General features: G+C 73.4%; 21 protein-coding genes, 1 other RNA gene and 1 pseudogene. 13 read left to right on the top strand and 10 right to left on the bottom strand.

Annotated elements, in window-relative coordinates:
- Positions 1 to 43: 43 nt before the first annotated feature.
- Both map and ACFW2G_RS14290 read left to right on the top strand, forming a co-directional pair.
- The gene (map, locus tag ACFW2G_RS14295) at positions 44 to 901 is read left to right on the top strand and encodes a type I methionyl aminopeptidase (protein WP_037927284.1); all 858 of its coding nucleotides are present in this window, start codon (positions 44 to 46) and stop codon (positions 899 to 901) included.
- 130 nt (positions 902 to 1,031) lie between these two features.
- Entirely contained in the window at positions 1,032 to 1,679 is a 648-nt protein-coding gene (locus tag ACFW2G_RS14290) for a heme oxygenase (biliverdin-producing) (protein WP_384452455.1), read from the top strand.
- 83 nt (positions 1,680 to 1,762) lie between these two features.
- Here the strand turns inward: ACFW2G_RS14290 and ACFW2G_RS14285 are convergent, their stop codons facing one another.
- The 3 genes from ACFW2G_RS14285 to ACFW2G_RS14275 all read right to left on the bottom strand — a co-directional run bounded on the left by ACFW2G_RS14285 (position 1,763) and on the right by ACFW2G_RS14275 (position 5,492).
- A complete protein-coding gene (locus ACFW2G_RS14285; RefSeq protein ID WP_106967674.1) occupies positions 1,763 to 2,428 on the bottom strand; it encodes a PhzF family phenazine biosynthesis protein in 666 nt (221 codons plus the stop codon).
- Positions 2,429 to 2,447: 19 nt separating this feature from the next.
- Complete coding sequence (locus tag ACFW2G_RS14280; RefSeq protein ID WP_384585236.1) at positions 2,448 to 3,920, bottom strand: HtaA domain-containing protein; 1,473 nt, start codon at positions 3,918 to 3,920, stop codon at positions 2,448 to 2,450.
- A 66-nt stretch (positions 3,921 to 3,986) separates the two neighbouring features.
- Positions 3,987 to 5,492 carry an HtaA domain-containing protein gene (locus ACFW2G_RS14275; protein ID WP_384585234.1) on the bottom strand — a complete coding sequence of 502 codons (1,506 nt, stop codon included), beginning with the start codon at positions 5,490 to 5,492 and terminating at the stop codon, positions 3,987 to 3,989.
- Positions 5,493 to 5,607: 115 nt separating this feature from the next.
- On the opposite strand from ACFW2G_RS14275, the gene ACFW2G_RS14270 reads away from it, so the two are divergent.
- From ACFW2G_RS14270 to efeU, 6 genes are all read left to right on the top strand, one after another.
- Positions 5,608 to 6,624, top strand: coding sequence for a hemin ABC transporter substrate-binding protein (locus ACFW2G_RS14270; RefSeq protein WP_384452446.1), 1,017 nt, complete (start codon positions 5,608 to 5,610; stop codon positions 6,622 to 6,624).
- Between the two features lies 1 nt (position 6,625).
- A complete protein-coding gene (locus ACFW2G_RS14265) occupies positions 6,626 to 7,789 on the top strand; it encodes a FecCD family ABC transporter permease (protein ID WP_384585231.1) in 1,164 nt (387 codons plus the stop codon).
- 65 nt (positions 7,790 to 7,854) lie between these two features.
- On the top strand, positions 7,855 to 8,718 hold the full coding sequence (locus tag ACFW2G_RS14260; RefSeq protein ID WP_384585240.1) for a heme ABC transporter ATP-binding protein: 864 nt from the start codon (positions 7,855 to 7,857) through the stop codon (positions 8,716 to 8,718).
- A gap of 187 nt (positions 8,719 to 8,905) precedes the next feature.
- Complete coding sequence (gene efeO, locus ACFW2G_RS14255) at positions 8,906 to 10,057, top strand: iron uptake system protein EfeO (RefSeq protein ID WP_037927299.1); 1,152 nt, start codon at positions 8,906 to 8,908, stop codon at positions 10,055 to 10,057.
- 28 nt (positions 10,058 to 10,085) lie between these two features.
- Positions 10,086 to 11,378 carry an iron uptake transporter deferrochelatase/peroxidase subunit gene (gene efeB, locus ACFW2G_RS14250; protein ID WP_384585228.1) on the top strand — a complete coding sequence of 431 codons (1,293 nt, stop codon included), beginning with the start codon at positions 10,086 to 10,088 and terminating at the stop codon, positions 11,376 to 11,378.
- Between the two features lie 26 nt (positions 11,379 to 11,404).
- Entirely contained in the window at positions 11,405 to 12,268 is an 864-nt protein-coding gene (efeU, locus tag ACFW2G_RS14245; RefSeq protein ID WP_037927306.1) for an iron uptake transporter permease EfeU, read from the top strand.
- Between the two features lie 4 nt (positions 12,269 to 12,272).
- Here efeU and ACFW2G_RS14240 read toward each other — a convergent pair whose 3' ends face one another.
- Genes ACFW2G_RS14240 through ACFW2G_RS14230 form a run of 3 tightly spaced genes read right to left on the bottom strand, consistent with a single transcriptional unit; the run spans position 12,273 to position 14,529 of the window.
- On the bottom strand, positions 12,273 to 12,848 hold the full coding sequence (locus ACFW2G_RS14240; protein ID WP_384583605.1) for a GNAT family N-acetyltransferase: 576 nt from the start codon (positions 12,846 to 12,848) through the stop codon (positions 12,273 to 12,275).
- A complete protein-coding gene (locus tag ACFW2G_RS14235) occupies positions 12,845 to 13,708 on the bottom strand; it encodes a PhzF family phenazine biosynthesis protein (protein WP_037927314.1) in 864 nt (287 codons plus the stop codon). The genes ACFW2G_RS14240 and ACFW2G_RS14235 overlap by 4 nt, the downstream gene beginning before the upstream one ends.
- Positions 13,709 to 13,767: 59 nt before the next feature.
- Positions 13,768 to 14,529, bottom strand: coding sequence for an SDR family oxidoreductase (locus ACFW2G_RS14230; RefSeq protein ID WP_037927317.1), 762 nt, complete (start codon positions 14,527 to 14,529; stop codon positions 13,768 to 13,770).
- Between the two features lie 109 nt (positions 14,530 to 14,638).
- Here ACFW2G_RS14230 and ACFW2G_RS14225 point away from each other — a divergent pair, with 109 nt between their 5' ends.
- Both ACFW2G_RS14225 and ACFW2G_RS14220 read left to right on the top strand, forming a co-directional pair.
- Positions 14,639 to 15,958 carry a multidrug effflux MFS transporter gene (locus ACFW2G_RS14225; RefSeq protein WP_384583609.1) on the top strand — a complete coding sequence of 440 codons (1,320 nt, stop codon included), beginning with the start codon at positions 14,639 to 14,641 and terminating at the stop codon, positions 15,956 to 15,958.
- Positions 15,959 to 16,027: 69 nt separating this feature from the next.
- A complete protein-coding gene (locus ACFW2G_RS14220) occupies positions 16,028 to 17,041 on the top strand; it encodes a small ribosomal subunit Rsm22 family protein (protein WP_384583612.1) in 1,014 nt (337 codons plus the stop codon).
- A 13-nt stretch (positions 17,042 to 17,054) separates the two neighbouring features.
- Here ACFW2G_RS14220 and ddaH read toward each other — a convergent pair.
- Positions 17,055 to 17,882 (bottom strand): annotated as a pseudogene (gene ddaH, locus ACFW2G_RS14215) (dimethylargininase); the annotation flags it as partial.
- A gap of 139 nt (positions 17,883 to 18,021) precedes the next feature.
- Here ddaH and ACFW2G_RS14210 point away from each other — a divergent pair.
- Together ACFW2G_RS14210 and ACFW2G_RS14205 are read left to right on the top strand one after the other, a co-directional pair.
- Positions 18,022 to 18,633, top strand: a complete 612-nt coding sequence (locus tag ACFW2G_RS14210) for a TetR/AcrR family transcriptional regulator (protein ID WP_037927327.1) — start codon at positions 18,022 to 18,024, stop codon at positions 18,631 to 18,633.
- A gap of 170 nt (positions 18,634 to 18,803) precedes the next feature.
- Entirely contained in the window at positions 18,804 to 19,553 is a 750-nt protein-coding gene (locus tag ACFW2G_RS14205; RefSeq protein ID WP_384452421.1) for a bifunctional DNA primase/polymerase, read from the top strand.
- Between the two features lie 23 nt (positions 19,554 to 19,576).
- On the opposite strand, the gene yaaA is transcribed toward ACFW2G_RS14205, so the two are convergent.
- The 3 genes from yaaA to ACFW2G_RS14190 form a co-directional block, all read right to left on the bottom strand.
- Complete coding sequence (yaaA, locus tag ACFW2G_RS14200) at positions 19,577 to 20,380, bottom strand: peroxide stress protein YaaA (RefSeq protein ID WP_384583615.1); 804 nt, start codon at positions 20,378 to 20,380, stop codon at positions 19,577 to 19,579.
- A gap of 80 nt (positions 20,381 to 20,460) precedes the next feature.
- Positions 20,461 to 21,291, bottom strand: a complete 831-nt coding sequence (locus ACFW2G_RS14195) for a hypothetical protein (protein ID WP_384583618.1) — start codon at positions 21,289 to 21,291, stop codon at positions 20,461 to 20,463.
- A complete protein-coding gene (locus ACFW2G_RS14190) occupies positions 21,288 to 22,022 on the bottom strand; it encodes a MerR family transcriptional regulator (RefSeq protein ID WP_384452412.1) in 735 nt (244 codons plus the stop codon). Before ACFW2G_RS14190 ends, ACFW2G_RS14195 begins: the two co-directional genes overlap by 4 nt.
- Before the next feature lie 77 nt (positions 22,023 to 22,099).
- Between ACFW2G_RS14190 and rnpB the strand changes: the two genes are divergently transcribed.
- Positions 22,100 to 22,501: RNase P RNA component class A (gene rnpB, locus ACFW2G_RS14185), an RNA gene on the top strand.
- Positions 22,502 to 22,636: the final 135 nt, after the last annotated feature.

Below are 22,636 nucleotides of genomic sequence, written 5' to 3'. Positions count from 1 at the left end.
ATCCCGCCATGCTGCCCCATCCCCGCTGGATACACTCGCTTGCATGTCCGGTCAGTCGCTGCTCGTACCAGGCGAGCTCTCCCCCGCCCGTTCCGTTCCCGGTAACATCCGCCGGCCCGAGTACGTGGGCAAGCCCGCGCCCACTCCGTACACCGGACCGGAGGTGCAGTCGGCCGAGACCATCGAGGCCATGCGCATCGCCGGCCGGATCGCCGCCCAGGCGATGGAGGAGGCGGCCAAGCTGATCGCGCCGGGGGTGACCACCGACGAGCTCGACAAGGTCGCCCACGAGTACATGTGCGACCACGGCGCCTACCCCTCGACGCTCGGCTACCGCGGCTACCCGAAGTCGCTGTGTTCCTCGGTCAACGAGGTCATCTGCCACGGCATCCCCGATTCCACCGTGCTGCGCGACGGCGACATCGTGAACCTCGACGTGACGGCGTACATCGGCGGGGTGCACGGCGACAACAACGCCACCTACCTGTGCGGTGACGTGGACGAGGAGTCGCGGCTGCTGGTGGAGCGCACCCGTGAGGCGCTGAACCGGGCGATCAAGGCCGTCAAGCCGGGCCGCCAGATCAACGTCATCGGCCGGGTCATCGAGTCGTACGCGAAGCGCTTCGGCTACGGCGTGGTCCGGGACTTCACCGGCCACGGCATCAACTCGTCCTTCCACTCCGGCCTGATCATCCCGCACTACGACAGCCCGCACGCGACCACGGTCATCGAGCCGGGAATGACCTTCACCATCGAGCCGATGCTGACCCTCGGCACCCACGACTACGACATGTGGGACGACGGCTGGACGGTCGTCACGAAGGACCGCAAGCGCACCGCCCAGTTCGAGCACACGCTGGTGGTGACGGACTCCGGGGCGGACATCCTCACCCTCCCGTAGGCGGCGGCCGGGCCGGAGGCTCTTTACCGACAAGACGTCGGGAACCCATTGACTTAGGTAAACCTAAGTAGGAGTATCGGGCGTGGCGGCACTGCTGCCGCGCCCGTTTCCTCTTTCCTGGAGGTCCGCCTTGGACGCCTTCTCTACGGTCATCCGCGTCGCGTCGCACGAGCAGCACACCGAGGCCGAGTCGTCGACCTTCATGAGCGACCTGCTGGGCGGGCGGCTCGGAGTGGACGCGTACGCGCGCTACACCGAACAGCTGTGGTTCGTGTACCGGGCCCTGGAGGAGGCGGCCGACTCCCTGAGGGACGACCCGATCGCGGGACCGTTCATCCGGCCCGAACTGATGCGCGTCGCGGAGATAGAGCGGGACCTCGCGCACCTGCTGGGCCCGCGGTGGCGCGAGAAGGCGGTGGCGCTGCCCTCGACCGAGGCCTACGCCGCACGGGTGGCCCAGTGCGCGGCCGAGTGGCCGGGCGGGTACGTCGCCCACCACTACACCCGCTACCTGGGCGACCTCTCCGGCGGGCAGATCATCCGCGACAAGGCGGAGCGCACCTGGGGCTTCGCACGCAAGGGCGACGGCGTCCGCTTCTACGTCTTCGCCGACATCTCCAACCCTGCGGCCTTCAAGCGGACCTACCGCGAGCTGCTGGACGCGATCGCCGCGGACGATCTGGAGAAGCAGCGCATCATCGAGGAGTGCAGGCGCGCCTTCGACTTCAACGGCGCGGTCTTCCGCGAACTGGGCGAGGAGTTCCGCCTCACCGCGTGACCCGTGGCCGGGTGCGGGTGCGGGGGCGGGTGCGGGTGCGGGCGGGGTGCACACCACACCCCGCCCGGCCGCCGCGGTAGCTCCTACGCGGGACCCGCGGGCGGAGCGAAGCGGACGCGTCCGCCCACCTCGATTGTGCCGTCGGCGCCGGGCGCGGTGAGGATCTGGGAACCGGCGCCCTGGGTGATGTTCAGGGCGCGGTCCAGCTGGGCCGTCAGGAGGATCGCGGCCGAGCCGGTGGCCTCGTCCTCGGCGATGACGCCGTCGGGGCGACGCGGGAAGCCCCGGGCCCGGACGCGGCCGGCGGCCTCGTCCTCCCACGCCCAGGCGTACAGCCAGCCCTCGCCCGGCGGCGGCGCCGGCAGCGCCTCGACCTCGGCGACGCTCTCGTACTGCCGGGTGTGCTTGCCCTCGACCCACTCCGGCCGGGCCGTGATCCAGGTGAACTCCCCGTCGTCACGGGCCCATACGGATCCGGCGGGCGGCTGGAGCTCCTCGATGTCCAGCAACCACGCGACCCCGACCAGCGGGTGTCCCGCGAAGGACATCCGCGTGCCCGGGGTGCGGATGTCGACGATTCCGCGCTCGGGGTCGTCGACGAACACCGTCTCGCTGTAGCCGAGTTCGGCGGCCAGGGCCTGCCGCGACGCGTCGTCGGGGCAGGTCCGGCCGTCGCGCACGACACCGAGCAGGTTGCCGTAGCGGCCGTCACCCGCGCAGAAGACCCTCAGCACATCGAGATCGTTCACCCGGGAATTCAAACACGGTTCAGAACCGGGCCGTACGGCGCCTGCGCGCGAGGAGGACCGCACCCGCGCCCACCGCGACGACGGCGCCGGAGAGGGAGAGCAGCGCCCCGGCCGGGATCTCGGCACCGGTGGCGGCGAGGTTGCCGCCGACGGAACCGCCGACGGCCGAGCCGCCGCCGACCGAGCCGCCGCCCGCGGTGGTGCCTGTGCCGCCGGAGGTGGCACCCGGCGAACCGCCCGTGGTGGTGCCGCCCGCGGGTTGCGGCAGGATGGCGTCCTTGTCCACGGCCATGGACAGGGTGAGCGGGTCGATCGGGTCGCCCGCCTTGTACATCGAGCCGGTGGTGTCGTTGGCGAAGGCGGCAGCGCCCTCGGCGGTGAAGGCGGCGGGTACGCGGTCCAGTGCCAGCACGCCGTTCCTGGTCCGGTAGTCGGCCTTCGACAGGTCGAGCGTGGCGAAGGCGACGCCCTTGCGGCTGCCGGCGGCGTTCTGGACGTCGACGTACAGGACGCCGGTCGCACCGGCGGCTTCGACGCGGGGTGCGGCGAAGGTCATGTCGATGCCGTGGGCCGCATACCGGAAGCGGAGCTCGCCCTCGAAGGAGGCGTCCAGCCTCCGCTTCTCCCCGTCCAGCTCGCCCTTGCCCGCGGAGAAGTCGAAGAGCTCGCCGTTCCCGGTGGCGCCGCCGGCCGGGGTGATCGAGCCCGCGCTCAGCACGTACCGGCGGAAGGACTCCTTCACACCCCAGGTGAGCCTGCCGTTCAGGATCTTCCGCGGGCCGTCGGCCGACGGGGCGGGGTCCTTGGTGGTGGGGGTGGGGCTCCCCGTGGGGGTCGGGTCCTTGGTGGGGGTCGGGTCCTTGGTGGGCGTCGGCTTCGTCGGGGTCGGCTCGGGAGCGGGTTCCTCGAACGCCAGGCTCGCGGTGAGCGGGTCACCGGCCCTGTTCTCGTACCCGGGCGAACCGAACGCGTCCGCGGCCTCCTTGGTGAGCGTCGTCGCCAGCCCGGTCATCGACCGGCCGGCGAAGGCGACCGTGGCCAGCGGCACGTCCTGGGCGGTGGTACCGGACTTGGTGACGTCCGCGGTCAGCTTCCTGGTGCCCGTGTCGATGCGGAGGTCGGAGAGCGTGACCTCGAAACCGTGGCCGGCCGGCGGGGCGGGTGAGGAGAAGGTGACGCTGCCCTTGAAGGCCGCCTTCACCACGTGGCCGCCGGCCGGGTCGTACTGGCCGGTCGGCTCGACGAAGCGGAGGGTGCCGTCGGCGTTCTGCCGGGCGCCGTCGGCCACGGTGACGGCGCCCTTGGCCATGCCGGTGACATAGGCGCGGTAGCCGGCGAGTACGCCCCAGTCGAGGGTGCCGCCGACGATCTTCACCGGCCCGGCCGGTGGGCTTCCCGCGGCGGTGGCCGGCGGACAGAAGGCGGTGGCGCCGAGCGCGGCGGCGGTCAGGGCGGCGGCCGCGAGGGTGATCCGGCGGCGGATGGACGACATGGCGGTGGACTCCTGAGAGACGGGAAGGGGAGGGAAGGGAAACGGGGCGAGGTCAGGGGCGGGTCGCTACGGGGCGTCGTCGCCGGGCGCGGCATCGGCGGGCGCGGCATCGGCCGGCGGAGCCGCTGCCGGCCCGGCGGCCGACGGCATCGCGGGCGGCTGGGCCGGAGCCGGGGCGGCCGCGGCAGCCGCGGCAGACGCGTCCGCGCGGCGCTTGCGCGCCACCAGGAAGGCTCCGGCGGCGGCCGACAGGAGGGCCGCCGCGGCGAGGCCCGCGTAGAGCCCGGTGTTCGACGATCCCCCCGACTCCGCGGCAGGGGCGGCGGCGGCCGTCGGTGCGGGAGTGGGAGCCGCCGGGGGCGGGGCCGTGGAACCGAGGTCGGGCAGGGCCGGCAGCTGCGCCGTGGCGTCGAGGGCGACGGCCAGCGAGACCGGATCCATCTCCGTACCGGCCTTGTACATGGAGTTGAAGGCCCGGGAGCCGCCCTCGGTGAGGGTGGCCGGGGCCTCGGTCAGAGTGACCAGCGCACCCTCGGCCTTCAGGGCCGCGGCGTCGAACTCGACCAGCGGGACGGCGTTCTCCGTCGCCCCCGCCGTGGTGACGTCCGCGGACAGCACGCCCCTGCCGTTCTCCACCTTCACGACCACGGTGCCGAACGTCAGGTCCAGGTGGGCTCCGGTGAACCGCACCGTGCCGGCGAAGGCCGCGTCAAGGGTGCCGTTCCGGCCGTCATAGGTGCCCTTGCCCTGCGGGAAGCGGAACAGCGCGCCGCCGTCCCGGGCCCCCTCGGCCAGGGTCCACCCGCCTTGGCCGACCGCACCGGTGACGTACTCGCGGAAGGTACGCCGCACCCCCCAGTCGACGGCGGCGTCGGCGAAGGCACCCGGCGCCCGCGGCGCCCGGACCGTGGCGCCCGGCTGCGCGGACGGCTGCTGCGGGGGCTCCGCCGCCGGGGCCGTCCTCACGTCGGCGGAGAGCGAGAGGGGGTCGAGCCGCGCGCCGGCCTGGTAGTAGCCGGCGAACGCCTGGGCGCCCTGGGGGGTCAGGGTGACCGGGATGTTCGCGAGGGTCAGCGGGGTGGTGCCGCCCTTCATGTCGATCCCGCCGACGCCGAGCGTCGCGAAGGGCACCTGACGGTGGCTGCTGACCGCGCCGGTGTCCTTGGCCCTGCTGGTCACGTCCGCGTACAGCGTCCCGCTGCCGCCGCCGATCCTGACGGTGGGGTTGCCGACGGTCAGGTCCAGCTCGTGCACACCGTCGGGCCTCCGGTGGCCCTGGAAGGCCACCCCGCCGGAGTACGAGGCTTCGAACGCGCCCGTGCCGGGGTCGTACGAGCCGGTCGCCGAGTGGAAGCGGAACAGGCTCCCGCCGACCGTGGCGGCGCCGCCCTTCAGCGTGAAACCGCCTTTCGCCACCGGGCCGGTGACATAACTCTGGAAGGACGACTTGATGCCCCAGTCGAGCCGACCCCCCTGCACGGTGCCCGCGCGAGCGGCGGTCGCCGGAAGCAGAGCCCCCAACAGGCCCGCCAACAGGGCGATGGTGAGCGTACGGACGGGTCTCGCGGGCATGGACGCCCCCTCCAGGGTCTGGCGGGCAAGGTTAGGCTAACCTAAGCTAAGTCTGGGGCGGATGAAAACACCCCGGTCCCCAGAACCTCCGTCGGACGATCAGGACGGTGCCTTCGTGCCCACGCCCCCGTCACACCGCTTCTCCCGTAGCGCAGTTGCCGTGGCGGCACTGGCACTGGCACTCGCACTGGCGGGCTGCGGGGGTACGACCGCTCCCCCGGGCCCGTCCACCCCCGCCGCAGCCACCGCCGCGGACCGGGTGGAGCCGCTCGCCGCGACACCGCGGCCCGCCCTGCCGGCGACCGTGCCCTCCGCCGACGGCACACAGGTCACCGTCACCTCCGTGGAGCGGGTGATCCCGCTGACCGGCAGCCTCAACGAGATCGTCCACACACTCGGTCTCGGCGGGCAGGTCGTCGCGCGGGACGTCACGGCCACCTTCGAACAGGCCGCCCGGCTGCCGGTGGTGACGCGCGGCCACGACGTCTCCGCCGAGAGCGTGCTCTCGCTGCGCCCCACCCTGGTGCTGGCGGAGACCACCACCGGCCCGGCGGAGGCGGTCCAGCAGATCCGCGACGCCGGGATCCCGGTCCTCGTGGTCGCCCCGGCCAAGGCGCTGGAGGACGTACCGAAGCGAATCGACGCCGTGGCCGCGGCCCTCGGCGTCACGGAGGCCGGCGCGGAGCTGAACCGGCGCACCGCCGACCGGATCGCCGCCGCCCGCAGGGACGTTCCCACAGCCGCGGGCAAGCGGCCCCGAGTGGCCTTCCTCTACCTGCGGGGGACCGCCTCCGTCTATCTGCTGGGCGGTTCGGATTCCGGCGCGGCCTCCCTCCTGGAGGCGGCCGGGGCGGTCGACACCGGCAAGGAGTCCGGCCTCGGCAAGGACTTCACTCCGATCACCAGCGAGGCCCTGGCGGCCGCCGCCCCCGACGCGATCCTGGTCATGGCCAAGGGACTCGAATCGGTCGGCGGCATCGACGGCCTGGTGAAGATCCCGGGCGTCGCACAGACCCCGGCCGGCATGGACCGCCGCGTGGTCACCGTCGACGACGGCGTCCTCCTCAACTACGGTCCCCGCACGGACCAGGTGCTCTCCTCCCTGATCACCCAGCTCCACGGCAAGGGCTGAGATGCCGCTCCCCCACGACACCGGCACGACGGCACCCACCAGTCAGGGGCGGTCCCCGCAGGCCGCCGGGCACTCCGCCGGCGCGCCCACCCGCACCGAACCGGCCGAACCCGGCGCGGGCGGCCCGGGCGGCCGCGGCGGCCGACGGGCCCTGCTCCTCACCGCCGCCCTCATCGCCACCCTGTTCCTCCTCGCCCTGATCTCCGCCGGAACCGGCGCCTACCGCATCCCCACCGCGGACGTGCTCGCCTCCGCCCAGCACCGCCTGGGCCTCGGCGGAGCACCGCTCGACCGGGTCGCCGAAAGCGTGCTGTGGAACGTCCGCCTCCCCCGGATCGTGCTCGCGCTGCTCGTCGGCGCCGGCCTCGGCTGCGCGGGCGCGCTCATGCAGGGCGTCTTCGGCAACCCGCTCGCCGAGCCCGGCGTCATCGGCATCTCGGCGGGCGCCGCCGTCGGCGCGGTCGCCGCCATCGCCCTCGGCCTGGGTTTCCTCGGCAACTGGACCGTCACCGTCTGCGCGTTCGGTTCGGGCCTGGCCACCGTCAGCGCTGTCTACCTCCTCTCCCGCAACGGCGGGAAGACGGAGGTCGTCACGCTCATCCTCACCGGCATCGCGGTCAACGCCTTCGCCGGCGCCCTCATCGGCCTGTTCGTGTTCTTCGCGGACAGCGGCCAGGTCAACCAGATCACCTTCTGGCAGCTCGGCTCCCTCGCCCAGGCCACCTGGCCCAAGGTGCTCGCGGTCCTGCCCTGTGCCCTCGCCGGCCTGCTCATCGCCCCCTGCTACGCCCGCCGGCTCGATCTGCTCTCGCTCGGCGAACGGCCCGCCCGCCACCTCGGCATCGACGTCGAACGGCTGCGCCTGGCCCTCATCCTGGTCGTCGCCCTGCTCACCGCGGCCGCCGTGGCCGTCGCCGGCGTCATCACCTTCATCGGCCTGCTCGTCCCGCACCTGCTGCGCATGGCCAACGGCCCCGGCCACCGCTTCCTGATCCCGGGCAGCGCCCTGGCCGGCGCCGTGGTCCTGGTCGCGGGCGACCTCGCCGCCCGGACCCTCGCCCAGCCCGCCGAGCTACCGCTCGGGGTACTGACCGCCCTGATCGGCAGCCCGTTCTTCTTCTGGCTACTGCGCCGCACCCGCCGCAGACAAGGAGGCTGGGCGTGACCCGCACCACCGTCACCAAGGACACCACCGCCACCACGGACACCACCGCCACCAGGCCGGGCCCGCTGGCCCGCCTGTTCGCGCGCGGCCGCCGCGCCGTCCCGGCCCGGCCGCCGCTGGGTGCGGTGCTCGCCGAAGCCGTGGACCTGCACGTCCGGCTCGGCGGGCGGGAGGTGCTCGCCGGCATCGGGCTGTCCGCACGGTCCGGGGAGGTGCTCGCCCTCATCGGCCCCAACGGCGCGGGCAAGTCCACCCTCCTCGGCGCCCTCGCCGCCGACCTGCCGGCCTCCTCCGGCGAAGTCCGCATCGACGGCCGCCCGGCGGGCGGCTGGAGCGCCCCGGACCTCGCACTGCGCCGCTCGGTCCTGCCCCAGTCCGCCACACTGTCCTTCCCCTTCCCAGTGGAGGACGTCGTGCGGATGGGACGCGCCCCCTGGGCCGGCACCCCCTTCGCCGCGGCGGACGAGGAAGCCGTCGTCACCGCGATGGCCGCGGCCGAGGTGACCGCGTTCGCCGCGCGCCCGTTCTCCGCGCTCTCCGGCGGCGAGCGGGCCCGGGTCGCGCTGGCCCGCGTACTGGCCCAGCGGACCCCGCTGCTGCTGCTCGACGAGCCCACCGCCGCCCTCGACCTGCGCCACCAGGAACTCGTCCTGCGCGTCTGCCGGGAGCGGGCCCGGGCCGGTGACGCGGTCGTCGTCGTCCTGCACGACCTGGGACTGGCCGCCGCCTACGCGGACCGGGCCGCCGTGCTGCACGACGGGCGGATCGCCGCGCACGGCCCGCCCGCCGAGGTGTTCGAGCCCACCCTCCTCAGCCGGGTCTACCGGCAGCCCGTAGAGGTGCTCCGGCACCCGCGCACGGGAGCGCCGCTGGTGGTCCCCGTACGGGCCGCGGAGCCCGGCGGCATACCGGACGGTCTGCCCTCTTGACCTCCGCTTGACCCTGTCATGGGTCTGCCGTGGGACGTCCGTGACGGCCTCGTTTCCCTGGCCGAAACGTGAGATCTGAATCACTGCACGCGGGTTCATAGGTGAAGTAAGGCTCGGTTAAGTTAGGTCCGCCTCACTGGCCTCTCCCCCCTTGGGACGGCCCTCGCCCGACGCCCAGGAGCCCCCTATGCGCCCCGCCCGCCTCACCGTCGCCGCCGCCTCCGTGGCGGCCGCCCTGACCGTCGCCACCGGCTGCTCCCAGAAGAGCACCGGGGGCGACGACGCGATCCGCGTGGCGGCCTCCGACAGCGCCTGCGAGGTGTCGAAGACGGAGTTCCCGGCCGGCAAGGTACAGATCGACGTCGAGAACAAGGGCTCCAAGGTCACCGAGGTCTACGTCCTCTTCCCGGACGCCCGCATCGTCACCGAGCGCGAGAACATCGGCCCGGGCACCAAGGCGTCCATCACCGCCGAGATCAAGGCGGGCGACTACGAGATCGTCTGCAAGCCCGGCATGAAGGGCGACGGCATCGCCCAGAAGGTCAAGGCGACCGGCGCCCAGGGTGCCGCCGAGGAGAAGCGCAGCCCGGAGGCGGACGCCGCCGTCACCGCGTACCGCGCGTACGTCGTCGCACAGGCCGAGGAGACCCTCCCCAAGGCACAGGCCTTCGTGGACGCGGTCAAGGCCGGCGATGTCGAGGCCGCCAAGAAGGCCTACGCCCCCTCCCGTATCGGCTGGGAGCGCACCGAGCCGGTCGCGGAGTCCTTCGGCGACATCGACCCGAAGGTCGACGTCCGCGAGGACGGCCTGGAGGCCGGCCAGGACCCGGCGAAGGACTGGACGGGCTGGCACCGCCTGGAGAAGTCCCTGTGGGCCGAGAACAAGATCGACGACAACGACAAGAAGCTCGCCGACACCCTGATCGCGGACCTGAACGAGTGGCGGAAGAAGGTCGGCGAGGCGGAGATCACGCCCACCTCGATCGCCAACGGCGCCAAGGAGCTCCTCGACGAGGTCGCCACCGGCAAGGTCACCGGCGAGGAGGAGCGCTACTCCCACACCGACCTGGTCGACTTCAAGGCCAACGTCGAGGGCGCGCAGAAGGCGTACGAGCTGCTCAAGCCGATCGCCGAGAAGAACGACCCGGAGCTGTCCAAGCAGCTCGACACCCAGTTCGCGGCCCTGAACACCCTTCTGGACAAGTACCGCGCCGACCAGACCTCCTACGAGTTCACCTCGTACGACAAGGTCGGCGAGGCGGAGCGCAAGGAGCTCTCGGACGGCGTCAACGCGCTCGCCGAGCCGCTGTCCAAGCTCGCCGCCGCGGTCGCGAAGTAGCGGGAACGGAACCGGACGGGAGTAGACGATGACCGAGTCTCAAGCGGCCGCCGGGCAGCCGCAGCACGACGGCGACGCCTCTTCGGCGGCAGCGGGGGCCGCGCCCTCCCGTCGCGCGGTACTCGGCTGGGGTGGTGCCGGGCTCGCGCTCGGTGCCGCCGCGGCCGGCGGTGCCGCCGCGGCCTTCGGCGGCGGCACCGACATGGTGTCGGCGTCGGCCGCCGGCGCGGCCGTGCCCTTCCACGGCGAGCACCAGGCCGGGATCGCGAGCGCCGTGCAGGACCGCCTGCACTTCGCGGCCTTCGACGTGAAGACGAAGGACCGCGCGGAGCTGGTCGCACTCCTCAAGGAGTGGACGGCCGCGGCCCGTCTGATGACGGCGGGCCTGCCGGTCGGCGACGTGTACGAGGGCCGGCCGGAGGCGCCGCCGACCGACACCGGCGAGGCCCTCGGCCTGAAGCCCTCCCGGCTCACCCTGACCGTCGGCTTCGGTCCGGGCCTGTTCGCCAAGGACCGGTTCGGGCTGGAGGGCCGGCGCCCCGAGGCCCTGGTGGACCTGGAGCTGTTCCCCGGCGACAACCTGGACCCGGCCCGCTCCGGCGGCGACCTCTGTGTCCAGGCGTGTGCCGACGATCCGCAGGTCGCGGTGCACGCCATCCGCCAGCTGGCCCGGATCGGCTTCGGTCGGGTCGCGGTCCGCTGGTCGCAGCTCGGCTTCGGCAAGACGTCCTCGACGACGCCCGACGAGCAGACCCCGCGCAACATGATGGGCTTCAAGGACGGCACACGAAACGTCTCGGGCACCGACAAGGCCGCCCTGGACCGGCACGTGTGGGTCGGCGCGGGCGACGGCAGCGACTGGCTGACGGGCGGCTCGTACCTGGTGGCGCGCCGGATCCGGATGAACATCGAGACCTGGGACCGGACCCCGCTCCAGGAGCAGGAGGACATCTTCGGCCGCGACAAGGGCGAGGGAGCCCCCGTGGGCAAGTCCAGGGAACGCGACGAGCCCTTCCTGAAGGCGATGAAGCCGGACTCCCACGTCCGTCTCGCGCACCCCGACTCCAACAACGGTGCGACGATCCTGCGGCGCGGCTACTCCTTCACCGACGGCACGGACGGCCTGGGCCGCCTCGACGCGGGCCTGTTCTTCCTGGCCTACCAGCGCGACGTGCGCACGGGCTTCGTCCCGATCCAGCGCAACCTGGCGAAGTCCGACGTTCTCAACGAATACATCCAGCACGTGGGTTCGGCCGTCTTCGCCGTCCCGCCGGGCGTCCGTGACAAGGACGACTGGTGGGGTCGGGCGCTGTTCGCCTGAGTCCCCGCCGGAGAGGAAGAACCGCCGTGTTCGGCAACTATCTGATCGGCCTGCGCGAGGGGCTGGAGGCCAGCCTGGTCGTCTGCATCCTGGTCGCGTACCTCGTCAAGACCGGCCGCCGGGACGCCCTGCGTCCCGTGTGGCTCGGCATCGGGATCGCCTGCGCGCTCTCGCTCGCCTTCGGCGCCCTGCTCGAATTCGGCTCCCAGGAGCTGACCTTCGAGGCACAGGAGCTGCTGGGCGGCAGCCTGTCGATCATCTCGGTGGGGCTGGTGACGTGGATGGTCTTCTGGATGAAGCGCACCGCGCGGCACCTGAAGGCCGAGCTGCACGGCAAGCTCGACACCGCGCTCGCCATGGGCACCGGCGCACTCGTCGCGACGGCCTTCCTGGCGGTCGGCCGGGAGGGCCTGGAGACCGCCCTGTTCGTGTGGGCGTCGGTACGGGCCAGCGGCGAGGGCTCCTCGGCTCCGCTGATCGGGGTGCTGCTGGGCATCGCGACCGCGATCGTGCTGGGGTACCTCTTCTACCGGGGCGCCCTGCGGATCAACCTGGCGAAGTTCTTCCGGTGGACCGGCGCGATGCTGGTGGTGGTGGCGGCCGGCGTGCTCGCGTACGGCGTCCACGACCTCCAGGAGGCCCGCTTCCTGGGCGGTCTGAACGACAGGGCCTTCGACGTCAGCACGGCCGTCCCGCCGGACAGCTGGTACGGGACGCTGCTCAAGGGCGTCTTCAACTTCCAGCCGGACCCGACCGTCCTCCAGCTGACGGTGTGGGCGCTGTACCTGGTCCCCGTGCTGGTCCTGTTCTTCGCCGAGCGCGGGCGCGGCGGCCCGGCGGGCACCCCGCCCCGGGCCTCCGCCCCCTCGGGCAGCGAGCCCGCCGGCTGACGGGTCACCAGAGCCGGTCGACGCCCCCGGGGTGGAGCGGGACGCGCACGGCGGTGAAGGCCGCTCGGTCCACGCCCGGGGCGCCGGTGAAGAACGCCGCCATCACCACCTTGTCGAAGCCCGCGGCGTCGGTGGCCAGCGGGTCCTCGGGGGTGCCGCCCACGAGGACCGTGCCGGGCAGCGCTGCGAAGCCGGCCGCCTCGTAGAACGGCGCGAGGGCCCGGTCGCAGCTGAACAGCGCCAGGTCCACGGCCGGGTCCGCGGCGAGTTCCGCGCGGGCGGCCGACACCAGCCGCCCGCCGAGCCCCTGTCCGCGCCGCGTGCTCCGGGTCACGACGGAGCTGAGGCCGGCCGCCCGGTACGTGCGGCCGGCGAGCGGGATCCCCTTGTACAGCAGCGCCAGCGCGGCGGCCACCGTCCCCTCGTCGTCGACGAGGAGGAGGGTGCGCGGCGCCAGCGCCGGGTCGTGCCCCGGGGTGGAGCCGGGCCAGGCCTCTGCTTCCAGGTCGGCCACCTGGCGGGCCAGCCGTCCGGGCACGTCCGGCTCGGCGAACCCCAGCACCCGCAGAGCCGTGCTCACGGGATGCGGACCGCTGTGCCGCCCACGCGGACGCGGCGCTCGCCTTCGCGCAGTTCGACCGTGAGCACTCCGGGGCGGCCCATGTCCGCGCCCTGGTGCAGGGTCAGCACGGCGTCCTGCGGGACGAGGCCGAGCTCTCGGGCGTAGGCGCCGAAGGCGGCCGCCGCGGCCCCGGTCGCCGGGTCCTCGACCACGCCGCCGACCGGGAAGGGGTCGCGCACGTGGAACTCCCGCGGACCCGTCCGGTGCACCAGTTGGACCGTGGTGAGGTCCAGGCGCCGCATCAGCGCCTCCAGCCGGGCGAAGTCGTAGTCGAGGTCCGCGAGCCGGGCCCGGGTGGCGGCGCCGAGCACCAGGTGGCGGGCTCCGGCGTAGGCGATCCGCGGCGGGAACGCCGGGTCGAGGTCGGCCCGCGGCCAGTCCAGCGCGGCGAGTGCCTCGGCGAGGTCGGCGGCTCCGATCTCCTCGGTGTGCGGCTCGACGCTGGTCAGCGTGGCCCGCAGGCGGCCGTCCTCGGCGGTGACGGACACCGGGACGGTTCCCGCGCGGGTGGCGAGGAGCAGTTCGCCGGGGCCGGTCCGCTCCGCCAGCGCTACGGCCGTGGCGACGGTGGCGTGGCCGCAGAAGGGAACCTCCGCCTTCGGGCTGAAGTAGCGCACGGTGAAGGAGCGGCCCTCCCGGCCGCCGAGCCCCTCGGGCGGGGCGGTGAGGAAGGCCGTCTCGCTGTAGCCCAGCCCGGCGGCGATCTCCAGCATCGCGTCCTCGTCCAGCCCGGAGGCGTCGAGCACGACCCCGGCGGGGTTGCCGCCGTCCGGGTCGCCGGAGAACGCGGTGTAGCGCAGTACCTCGGTATCGGTCATGCGGTCATGATCGGCGCCGTCGGTGCGCCGTGGCAACGGGCGCCGGGCGGGCCGGCGGCTCAGCCGCGGCCGATGTACGGCATGGAGGTGGCCATCACCGTCGCGAACTGCACGTTCGCCTCCAGCGGGAGCTCGGCCATGTGCCGGACCGTACGGGCGACGTCGGCGGCGTCCATGACCGGCTCGACGGCCAGCTGCCCGTTGGCCTGGAGGATGCCGGTCTGCATCCGCTCGGTCATCTCGGTCGCCGCGTTGCCGATGTCGATCTGACCGCAGGCGATGCGGTACGGCCGCCCGTCGAGCGACAGGGACTTCGTCAGGCCGGTCATCGCGTGCTTGGTCGCGGTGTAGGCGATCGAGTTCGGGCGGGGCACGTGGGCGGAGATGGAGCCGTTGTTGATGATGCGTCCGCCCTGCGGATCCTGCCCCTTCATCTGCCGGAAGGCGGCCTGCGCGCACAGGAAGGCACCGGTCAGGTTGACGTCGACGACCGAGCGCCAGGCGTCGTAGGTGATGTCCTCCAGCGGAACGCCGCCGGGGCCGAAGGTGCCCGCGTTGTTGAAGAGCAGGTCGAGGCGCCCGTACCGGGCCCGCACTGACTCGAACAGCCGAGTGACGTCGTCCGGGTCGCTGACGTCGGCCGGCACGCACAGGACGTCGGCCGCCGCCCCGGCCGCGGCGGCGGTCTCCTCCAGCGGTCCGACCCGGCGGCCGGCCAGGGCCACGGCCCATCCCGCCGCGGCCAGGGCCAGCGCCACGGAACGCCCGATCCCGGAGCCGGCACCGGTCACCACGGCGGTCTTCTTCGTAGGTTCGTCCATGGGGCCGCAGGGTACGTCACAGCACGCCCAGGTCCCGGGACGTTCCGATTGCTGAGAACATGGGTCGGTCAGGGGTGCATAAGAGCAGATGAGAAGACTGGAGTTCCGCATGTCGGAGAGAGGCCCCGCGACGGCACCCTCGCACGATTCGTCGCCCGATTCGCCCTCCGCCCGCTCCGCACCCGCGTCCCTGGCGCGCGCCCGCCGCACGAGCCTGCTCGTCACCTTCGTACTCGGTGGTCTGACCGCCCTCCCGCCGCTGTCCATGGACATGTACCTGCCGGCCCTGCCGCAGGTCACCGACGCCCTCCGCAGCCCTGCCGCGACGATCCAGCTGACCCTCACCGCGTGCCTCGCCGGCATGGCCCTCGGCCAGCTCGTCATCGGCCCGATGAGCGACCGGTGGGGCCGCCGCCGGCCGCTGCTCGCCGGCATGGTCGTCTACGTCCTGGCCACCGCGATCTGCGCCCTCGCCCCGACCGCCGAGCTGCTGATCTCCTTCCGGCTGCTCCAGGGGCTGGCCGGGTCCGCCGGCGTCGTCATCGCGCGTGCCGTCGTGCGCGACCTGTACGACGGCGACGAGATGGCCCGCTTCTTCTCCACGCTGATGCTCATATCCGGGGCCGCCCCGATCGTCGCGCCCCTCATAGGAGGCCAGGTGCTGCGCTTCGCCGACTGGCGGGGGGTCTTCCTCGTCCTCACCGGCGTCGGCGCGGTCCTCACCCTGATGGTCTGGCGCGGCCTCGGCGAGACCCTGCCGCCCGCGCTGCGGCACACCGGCGGTGTCGGCTCGGCGCTGCGGACCATGCGCGGGCTGCTCGGCGACCGGGTCTTCACCGGCTACACCCTGACCGGCGGCTTCGCCTTCGCCGTCCTCTTCTCCTACATCTCCGCCTCCCCCTTCGTGGTGCAGGAGATCTACGGGGCCTCGCCCCAGACCTTCTCCCTGCTCTTCGGCCTGAACTCGGTCGGCTTGATCCTCGTCGGCCAGATCAACGGCAAGCTGCTGGTCGGCCGGGTCCGCCTGGACAAGGTGCTGGCCGTCGGGCTCGCGGTCGTCACGGCCTGCGCGGTGTCCCTGCTGCTGATGACGACGGGCGCCGTCGGCGAGGTCGGGCTGACCCCCGTCGCCGCCGCACTGTTCGTGCTGATGTCGGCGATGGGCATCGTGCTGCCGAACACCAACGCGCAGGCGCTGATGCGGACCCCGCACGCGGCGGGATCGGCCTCCGCGCTGCTCGGCACCTCGTCCTTCCTGGTCGGCGCGATCGCCTCGCCGCTGGTCGGCATCGCGGGCGAGGGCACCGCGGTTCCGATGGCACTGGTGCAGCTGGTGTGCGCGCTGGTGTCGGTCAGCTGTTTCCTGGCCCTGTGCCGGCCCTGGCGGCAGCGGGACGAGCAGACCGCGCCCGCCCCGGCCGGGGACTGAACCGGGCGGCCCGATCCGGGGCCGGGCCCCGAGGGCGGTCCCGGCCCCGGACCGCCGTAAACTCGGCAGGTGAACGCCTCCGCCCCCACCACCGCCGAGTCCCTCCGCAGCACGCTCGGCGGGCTGCTCGACGGGCTCCCGCCCAAGCAGGCCTCCGCCGCCGTCGAGCGGCTCATCGCCAACTACCGGGGGCGGACCCCCACGGACGCGCCCGTACTACGCGACCGCTCGGACGTCGCGGCGTACGCGGCCTACCGCATGCCCGCCACCTTCGAGGCCGTACGGGCCGCCCTGCACGGGCTGGCCGCGGCGGCACCCGGCTGGGCGCCCGCCTCGCACGTGGACATCGGCGGCGGTACGGGGGCGGCGGCCTGGGCGGTGGACGCCACCTGGGACGGCCCGCGGCGCACCACCGTGCTGGACTGGGCCGAGCCGGCCCTGGCCCTCGGCCGGGAGCTGGCGGCGGCCTCCGGCTCGCCCGTGCTGCGCGGCGCCGAGTGGCGGCGGGCCGTCATCGGCTCAGGGCTGTCGGTCCCCGACGCCGACCTGGTGACGGTGTCGTACGTGCTCGGCGAGCTGACCGGGCAGGCCCGCACGGCCGTCGTCGCCGAGGCGGCGCGGGCCGGCCGGGCCGTGGTGCTGATCGAGCCGGGCACGCCCGAGGGGTACCTGCGCATCCGCGAGGCCCGCGACCAGCTGATCGCGGCCGGGCTGAAGGTGGCCGCCCCCTGCCCGCACGACGGGACCTGTCCCATCGAGGTGGGCAAGGACTGGTGCCACTTCTCGGCGCGGGTCAGCCGCTCCTCCCTGCACCGCCAGGTCAAGGGCGGCTCGCTCCCGTACGAGGACGAGAAGTTCAGCTACGTCGCCGCGACCCGCTTCCCCGTGGAGCCGGCCGCCTTCCGGATCACGCGCAGGCCGCAGATCCGCAAGGGGCTGGTGCTGTTGGAGCTGTGCGGCCCCGAGGAGGGCGACGGCGCGGGCCTGACCCGGGTCAACGTGACCAAGCGCCACGGCGACCTCTACAGGGCCGCACGGGACGCCGACTGGGGCCGGGCCTGGCCGCCGCCCTCGGCGGAATAGGCAGTGCCTGGTCCTACGGGCGCAGCTCCTGGGTGCAGCACTTCACGCTGCCGCCGCCCTTGAGCAGCTCTCCCAGGTCCATCGGGATCGGCTCGAAGCCCCGGTCGCGCAGCGGGCCGAACAGCCCGGTGGCCGCCTGCGGGAGCAGGACGTGCCGGCCGTCGGACACCGCGTTCAGGCCGAGGGCGGCCGCGTCCCTGCCGTCGGCGATCAGCGCGTCGGGGAAGAGCCTGCGGAGCACGCCCCTGCTGCCGGGCGAGAAGGCCTCCGGGTAGTACATGACCTCGTCGCCGTCGAGGACGCTGAGCGCCGTGTCGAGGTGGTAGTAGCGCGGGTCCACCAGGTCGAGGCCGATGACGGGGCGGCCGAAGAACTCCTGGGCCTCGTCATGCGAGAGCGGGCTGGATCGGAAGCCGCGCCCGGCGAGGATGAAGCTCGCCGTGACGGCGAAGTCGCCCTCGCCCTCGTTGACGTGGGCGGGCTCGTGGATGTCCCGGTATCCGTGTCCGCGGAACCAGTCGAGGTGGATGTCGGCCTCGGGGCCCCTTTCCCGGTGGGCGAACCGGGCCCCGAGGACCCGGCCGTCGACCACCAGGGCCCCGTTCGCCGCGAACACCATGTCGGGCAGCGCGGGATCGGGTACGAGCGTCTCCACGGCGTGGCCGAGGGACAAGTAGCGGTCCCTGAGGTCCTCCCACTGGGTCAGGGCGAGGGGGAGGTCCACCGGTTTCGTGGGATCCATCCACGGATTGATGGAGTACGTGACCTTGAAGTGTGCAGGTGGGCACATCAGGTAGCGCCGGGGTGTGGCGTCTCTGCGCAAAGAAGGCTCCTCACGACTTTCACGACTCGGGACGAGTGCTGGAGAGAATCGTGCCTCCTCGACCGGGACGGCGCAGTGGACCGATGGGGTGGTTTACCGAAACGATGAGAGCCGGAGAGACGAAGAGACGAGACGTCTCGCTTGATAGCTTCGGGGCATGCCCAAGACCCCTGACGCCGCGCGCCGCAGCGACCGCTCCCGGCGCGCCATCCTCGATGCCGCGCTCGCCCTGGTCGGGGAGGTCGGCTACAACAAGCTGACCATCGAGGCCATCGCCGCCCGGGCCGGCGTCGGCAAGCAGACCATCTACCGGTGGTGGCCCTCGAAGGCCGCCGTCCTCCTGGAGGCCTCCCTCGCCCTCGCCGGGGACGCGGAGACGGACGCCGGGTGGACCGGCTTCCCCGACACCGGGGACCTCGCCGCCGACCTGAAGCACGTGATGCGGGCGACGGTCGACGAGTTCAACGACGAGAAGTACGAGGCCCCCGTGCGCGCCCTGACGGCGGCCGGCGCCAGCGACCCCGAGCTCGGCGCCCGGTTCACCGAGCAGCTCCTGGAGCCCCAGCTCGCCCTCTACGAGGCCCGGTTGCGCACGGCCCGCGAGGCCGGCCAGCTCGCGCCGGACACCGATCTGCGGCTCACGGTCGAGATGCTGGTGGGGCCGCTGACCTACCGCTGGTTGATGCGCACCGCGCCGCTCACGCACGCGTACACCGACGCGCTGGTGGACCGGGTGCTCGGCGGGGTGGCAAACGTCACCGCCCGCTAGACGCCCGACCCCCTGCGTTCACCCGGGCATGTTTGCACTGATTCTGCCGGTATGCAGGTATTCGCGGTCACCCGTCCACGGCCCCCCGGTCTCGAAGAGCGGTCACCCTGGGCGCAGGATGGTGGGACCATGTGAAGGTCTGCCGGGGTAACGGTGAGGTGAGGGGATCGATGGGGTCTGAGTCCGGCCGCGTCAAACGCGGCGAGCAGAGCAGGATTTCCCAATGGCTGCGCCGGCGGCAGAAACCCACCGCCGAGGACCCCGCACGGGACCGCGAGGCGCTCCTCGTGGCCGTTGCCGCCGCCGGTCTTCCCCTCGCCCCCGCGGCCCATCCCGCCGAATACCGGTGCTCGTGCGACCGCATCGGCTGTCCGACCCCGGCACGGCATCCGGTCTCCTTCGCCTGGCAGACCCAGTCGACCACCGACCGCGCGCAGATCGAGCGGTGGGCCCGCAACCAGCCCGAGGCCAACTTCATCACCGCGACCGGCATGGTCCACGACGTGCTCGACGTCCCGCTGGAAGCCGGCGCCGCCGCCCTGGCACGGCTCCTGGAGGCCGGCGTCAAGGTCGGCCCCGTCGCCGAATCGGGCGGCACCGGCGACCAGGCCCGGATGCTCTTCTTCACCGCCACCCGCGGCACCCCCGAGGACGAAGACGAGTGGTGGCCGTGCGCGCTGGACTGCCACCCCGAGACCATGGACGAGCACCCGGGCCTGCGCTGGCACTGCCGCGGCAGCTACGTCCTGGTCCCGCCGGCGGCCCTCCCCGGCGACCATGCGGTGAGCTGGATCCGCGGCATGGAACACCCCCTCCCGGACCCGCTGACCCTCCTGGAGACCCTGACGGACGCCTGCGCCGCGTACGCCGACACCTCCGACCGCACGCCGGCGACGGTGGCCTGGCCGCTCGGCCGCTGAGGAGCGGCAGCGGCCGCCGCACGTCAGTGGTGGATCTGCGTCACGACCACGTCGAGGGACCAGGCCCGGCCCGCCTTCGCGGGGGCTTCCGCCTCGACGACGTACCCCAGGTCCCGCAGGGCCGTCACCAACTCGGCGGGCGAACCGGGCACGGCACCCGCCACCAGCAGGTCCCGGACCAGCCGGCCCTTCGTGGCCTTGTTGAAGTGGCTCACCACGGACCGCTTCTCCACGCCGTCGACCGTCTGCGCGTGCAGCACCCGCACCGTCGCGGTCCGACCCGCGACCTCGCCCCTGGGCTTCCACGCCGTCGCGTACGCCGCCGAACGAAGGTCCAGTACGAGCCCGTCCCCGGCGGCGGCGGGCAGCACCGCCGCCATCGGCGCGCGCCAGTACGCGCCGAGCGCCCCCAGCCCCGGGAGCTTCACGCCCATCGAGCAGCGGTAGGAGGGGATGCGGTCGGTGACGCGCACCGCGCCCCACAGCCCGGAGAAGACGAGCAGCGTGTCCTCGGCCATCGCCCGCGCCGGCGCCGGCAGGTCGGCCAGGCCCAGCGCGTCGTAGAGCACGCCGGTGTAGACCTCCCCCGCCGGGCGGGCCGCCGCCGAGCGCAGCTCCGCGTTCTTCGCGACCTCGCCCCGCAGGCTCTCGCTCAGGCCCAGCACCTCACGGGCCTTCAGCTCGTCGCCCGAGCACAGGTCGACGAGCTCCGCCAGCACCGCCGCCCGGGCCTGCGCCAGACCCGGCAGCGACAGCTCCTGCGGCTCCAGCGGTGCGCCGGAGCCTCCGGCGGCCTTTCCCTCGGAGGGCGGCAGCAGCACGAGCACGGTGGTTCTCCTTCAGTACGGCACGGCACAGGGGGTGCGGCCCCCCGGCCAGGGTAGACGCCCGCCGGTCCCGCCCCGCCCTACGCCGGCCGGCGCAGGGCCGAGACCAGGGTGCCGGGGTCGTCCGCGTGGAAGCGGACGGTGGTGGCCGATCCGCGGGCGCCGAGCGGGCGGGTGAAGGCGAGCGGGCGGCTCAGCTCCAGGGTCACCGTGGTCTGACTGCCGACGATGAGGTCGAGCACCCCGTCGTCGGAGACCGTGACCAGCCGCCCCTCCGGATAGCGGCGCTCCACCCGTACCGAGGCCACCGCGTCCGGCGGGACGACGAGGTCGAAGAGGGCGCCGTAGCGGATCCGCAACGAGCCGTCGGCACCGACCACGTGCGGTCGGGTGACGCAGGCGGCGTGCAGGGCGATCACCAGCACGATCCCGTACACGTCCAGCACGAGCACCGCCCGGTGGACCGCCGGCCAGGGGATAAGGAGGGCCAGCGCCACGGTCTCGACCACCGACACGAAGACCATCCCGTACATCATGGCCGTCTGCGGCCCGGCGTACGCGGCGGCGAGGTCGCCGTGCCGCACCCCGTGCTTCCTGCGCAGGACCCACCGGCCGAGGGAGGCTCCGGCGCGCAGCTCGTGCCGCAGCAGCCGCCGCACCTGGACCGGGACCATGGCCCGGACCGCCGTCCGCAGGGCGGCCCGGGGTTCCCCGCCGGCGGCCCGGGCGGCGGCGTACAGCCCGCGCAGCACCCCTATCTGGAGCAGGAGCACCGCGAACACGCCGGCTCCGGCCGCGGCCAGGGCCGGCGTGGGCAGCCGCACCCCGGCCGCCCGGCACACCACGAGCACCAGCTCGGCCGGCAGGACAGCGGCCGCCGCGATCCGCGCCGCCCGTACGGCGCGGATCATCGGCGCCCCCGCTCGATGAAGGCCTGCATGACGCGGCGAACGACCTCCGCCTGCGCGGGCGCGTACTCGGCGAGCAGCGCCTCCTGGAACCCGGCCACGACCGCCCCGTTCCGGGGGATCGCGGCGAACACCTCGTCGGGGACCACGGCCACCAGCTCCGCGGCCAGGCCCGGGATCCGTGGGTCGTCCGCGCAGGCGTCGGCGAGTTCGTCCAGCCGCTCGTACAGGGCGAGCACCCCGGGGTCGGCGGCCAGCGGTCCGAGCGCGGCGTAGACCTCCTCGCCGCCCGCGCCCGACGCGTCGAGGAGCGTCAGGTGTTCGCGGTCCTTCGCCGCGGACGGCGAGGTCGTGCGCGGCGCCTTCGCCAGCAGCCCGGCGAGCGCGGGCGACATCGGCTCGCCCTCCCCCGGCCCGGCGGCCAGGAGCACCGCGAGCCGTCGCCGCCGTTCCTTGATCTCGGACTCCTGCCGGGCGAGGTCGGCGTCGAGCTCCTCCAGGACGTCCGCCAGGTCGCGCCCGGCGTCGTCCGCGAGGACGTCGCGCACCTCGTCGAGGCTGAGGCCGAGCTCGGTGAGCCGCCGTACGCGGGCCAGCAGGACGGCGTCCCGGACGGTGTAGGCCCGGTAGCCGTTGGGGCGCCGCTCCGGTTCCGGGAGCAGCCCGACATGGTGGTAGTGCCGGATCGCCCGGGTGGTGACCCCGACGACCGCGGCGATCTCTCCGATCCGCATGACCCCAGTAGAAACCTTGCCGTCGCGGCAAGGTCAAGCGGCGATGACACAGCCGGTACCATGGTCGCCACGGCAGACGAGTCGGCCGGGCGGCCGCGTCGGGATCTTCGGATCCCGCCGAGGAACGTCCGGGCTCCACAGGGCAGGGTGGTGGGTAACGCCCACCCGGGGTGACCCGCGGGACAGTGCCACAGAAAACAGACCGCCAGGGGCTTCGGCCCCCGGTAAGGGTGAAACGGTGGTGTAAGAGACCACCAGCGCCTGGGGTGACCCAGGCGGCTAGGTAAACCCCACCTGGAGCAAGGTCAAGAGGATCCGTCCCCGGACGGGTCTGCGCGAACGCTTGAGGGCTGCCCGCCCGAGTTCGCGGGTAGACCGCACGAGGCCGGCGGCAACGCCGGTCCTAGATGGATGGCCGTCTCCCCGGCGACCGCGAGGTCTCCGGGCGACAGAACCCGGCGTACAGGCCGGCTCGTCTGCCGCTTCCGCTCCCGTTCGGGGACGCGGTTCTCGACCCGCACCCTTCGGCTCCCGCCGGGGTTGCCGGCTGCCGTGGGACGGCACCCGCCAGGTTCCGGCGGTGCCCCGCCGGAATGTCTCCTCGGCGGCACCGC

It is taken from the genome of Streptomyces sp. NPDC058880 (genome assembly GCF_042742535.1).
In the GTDB taxonomy this organism is placed as follows: Bacteria; Actinomycetota; Actinomycetes; order Streptomycetales; family Streptomycetaceae; genus Streptomyces.
This window is presented reverse-complemented; position numbering and strand designations above follow the sequence as displayed.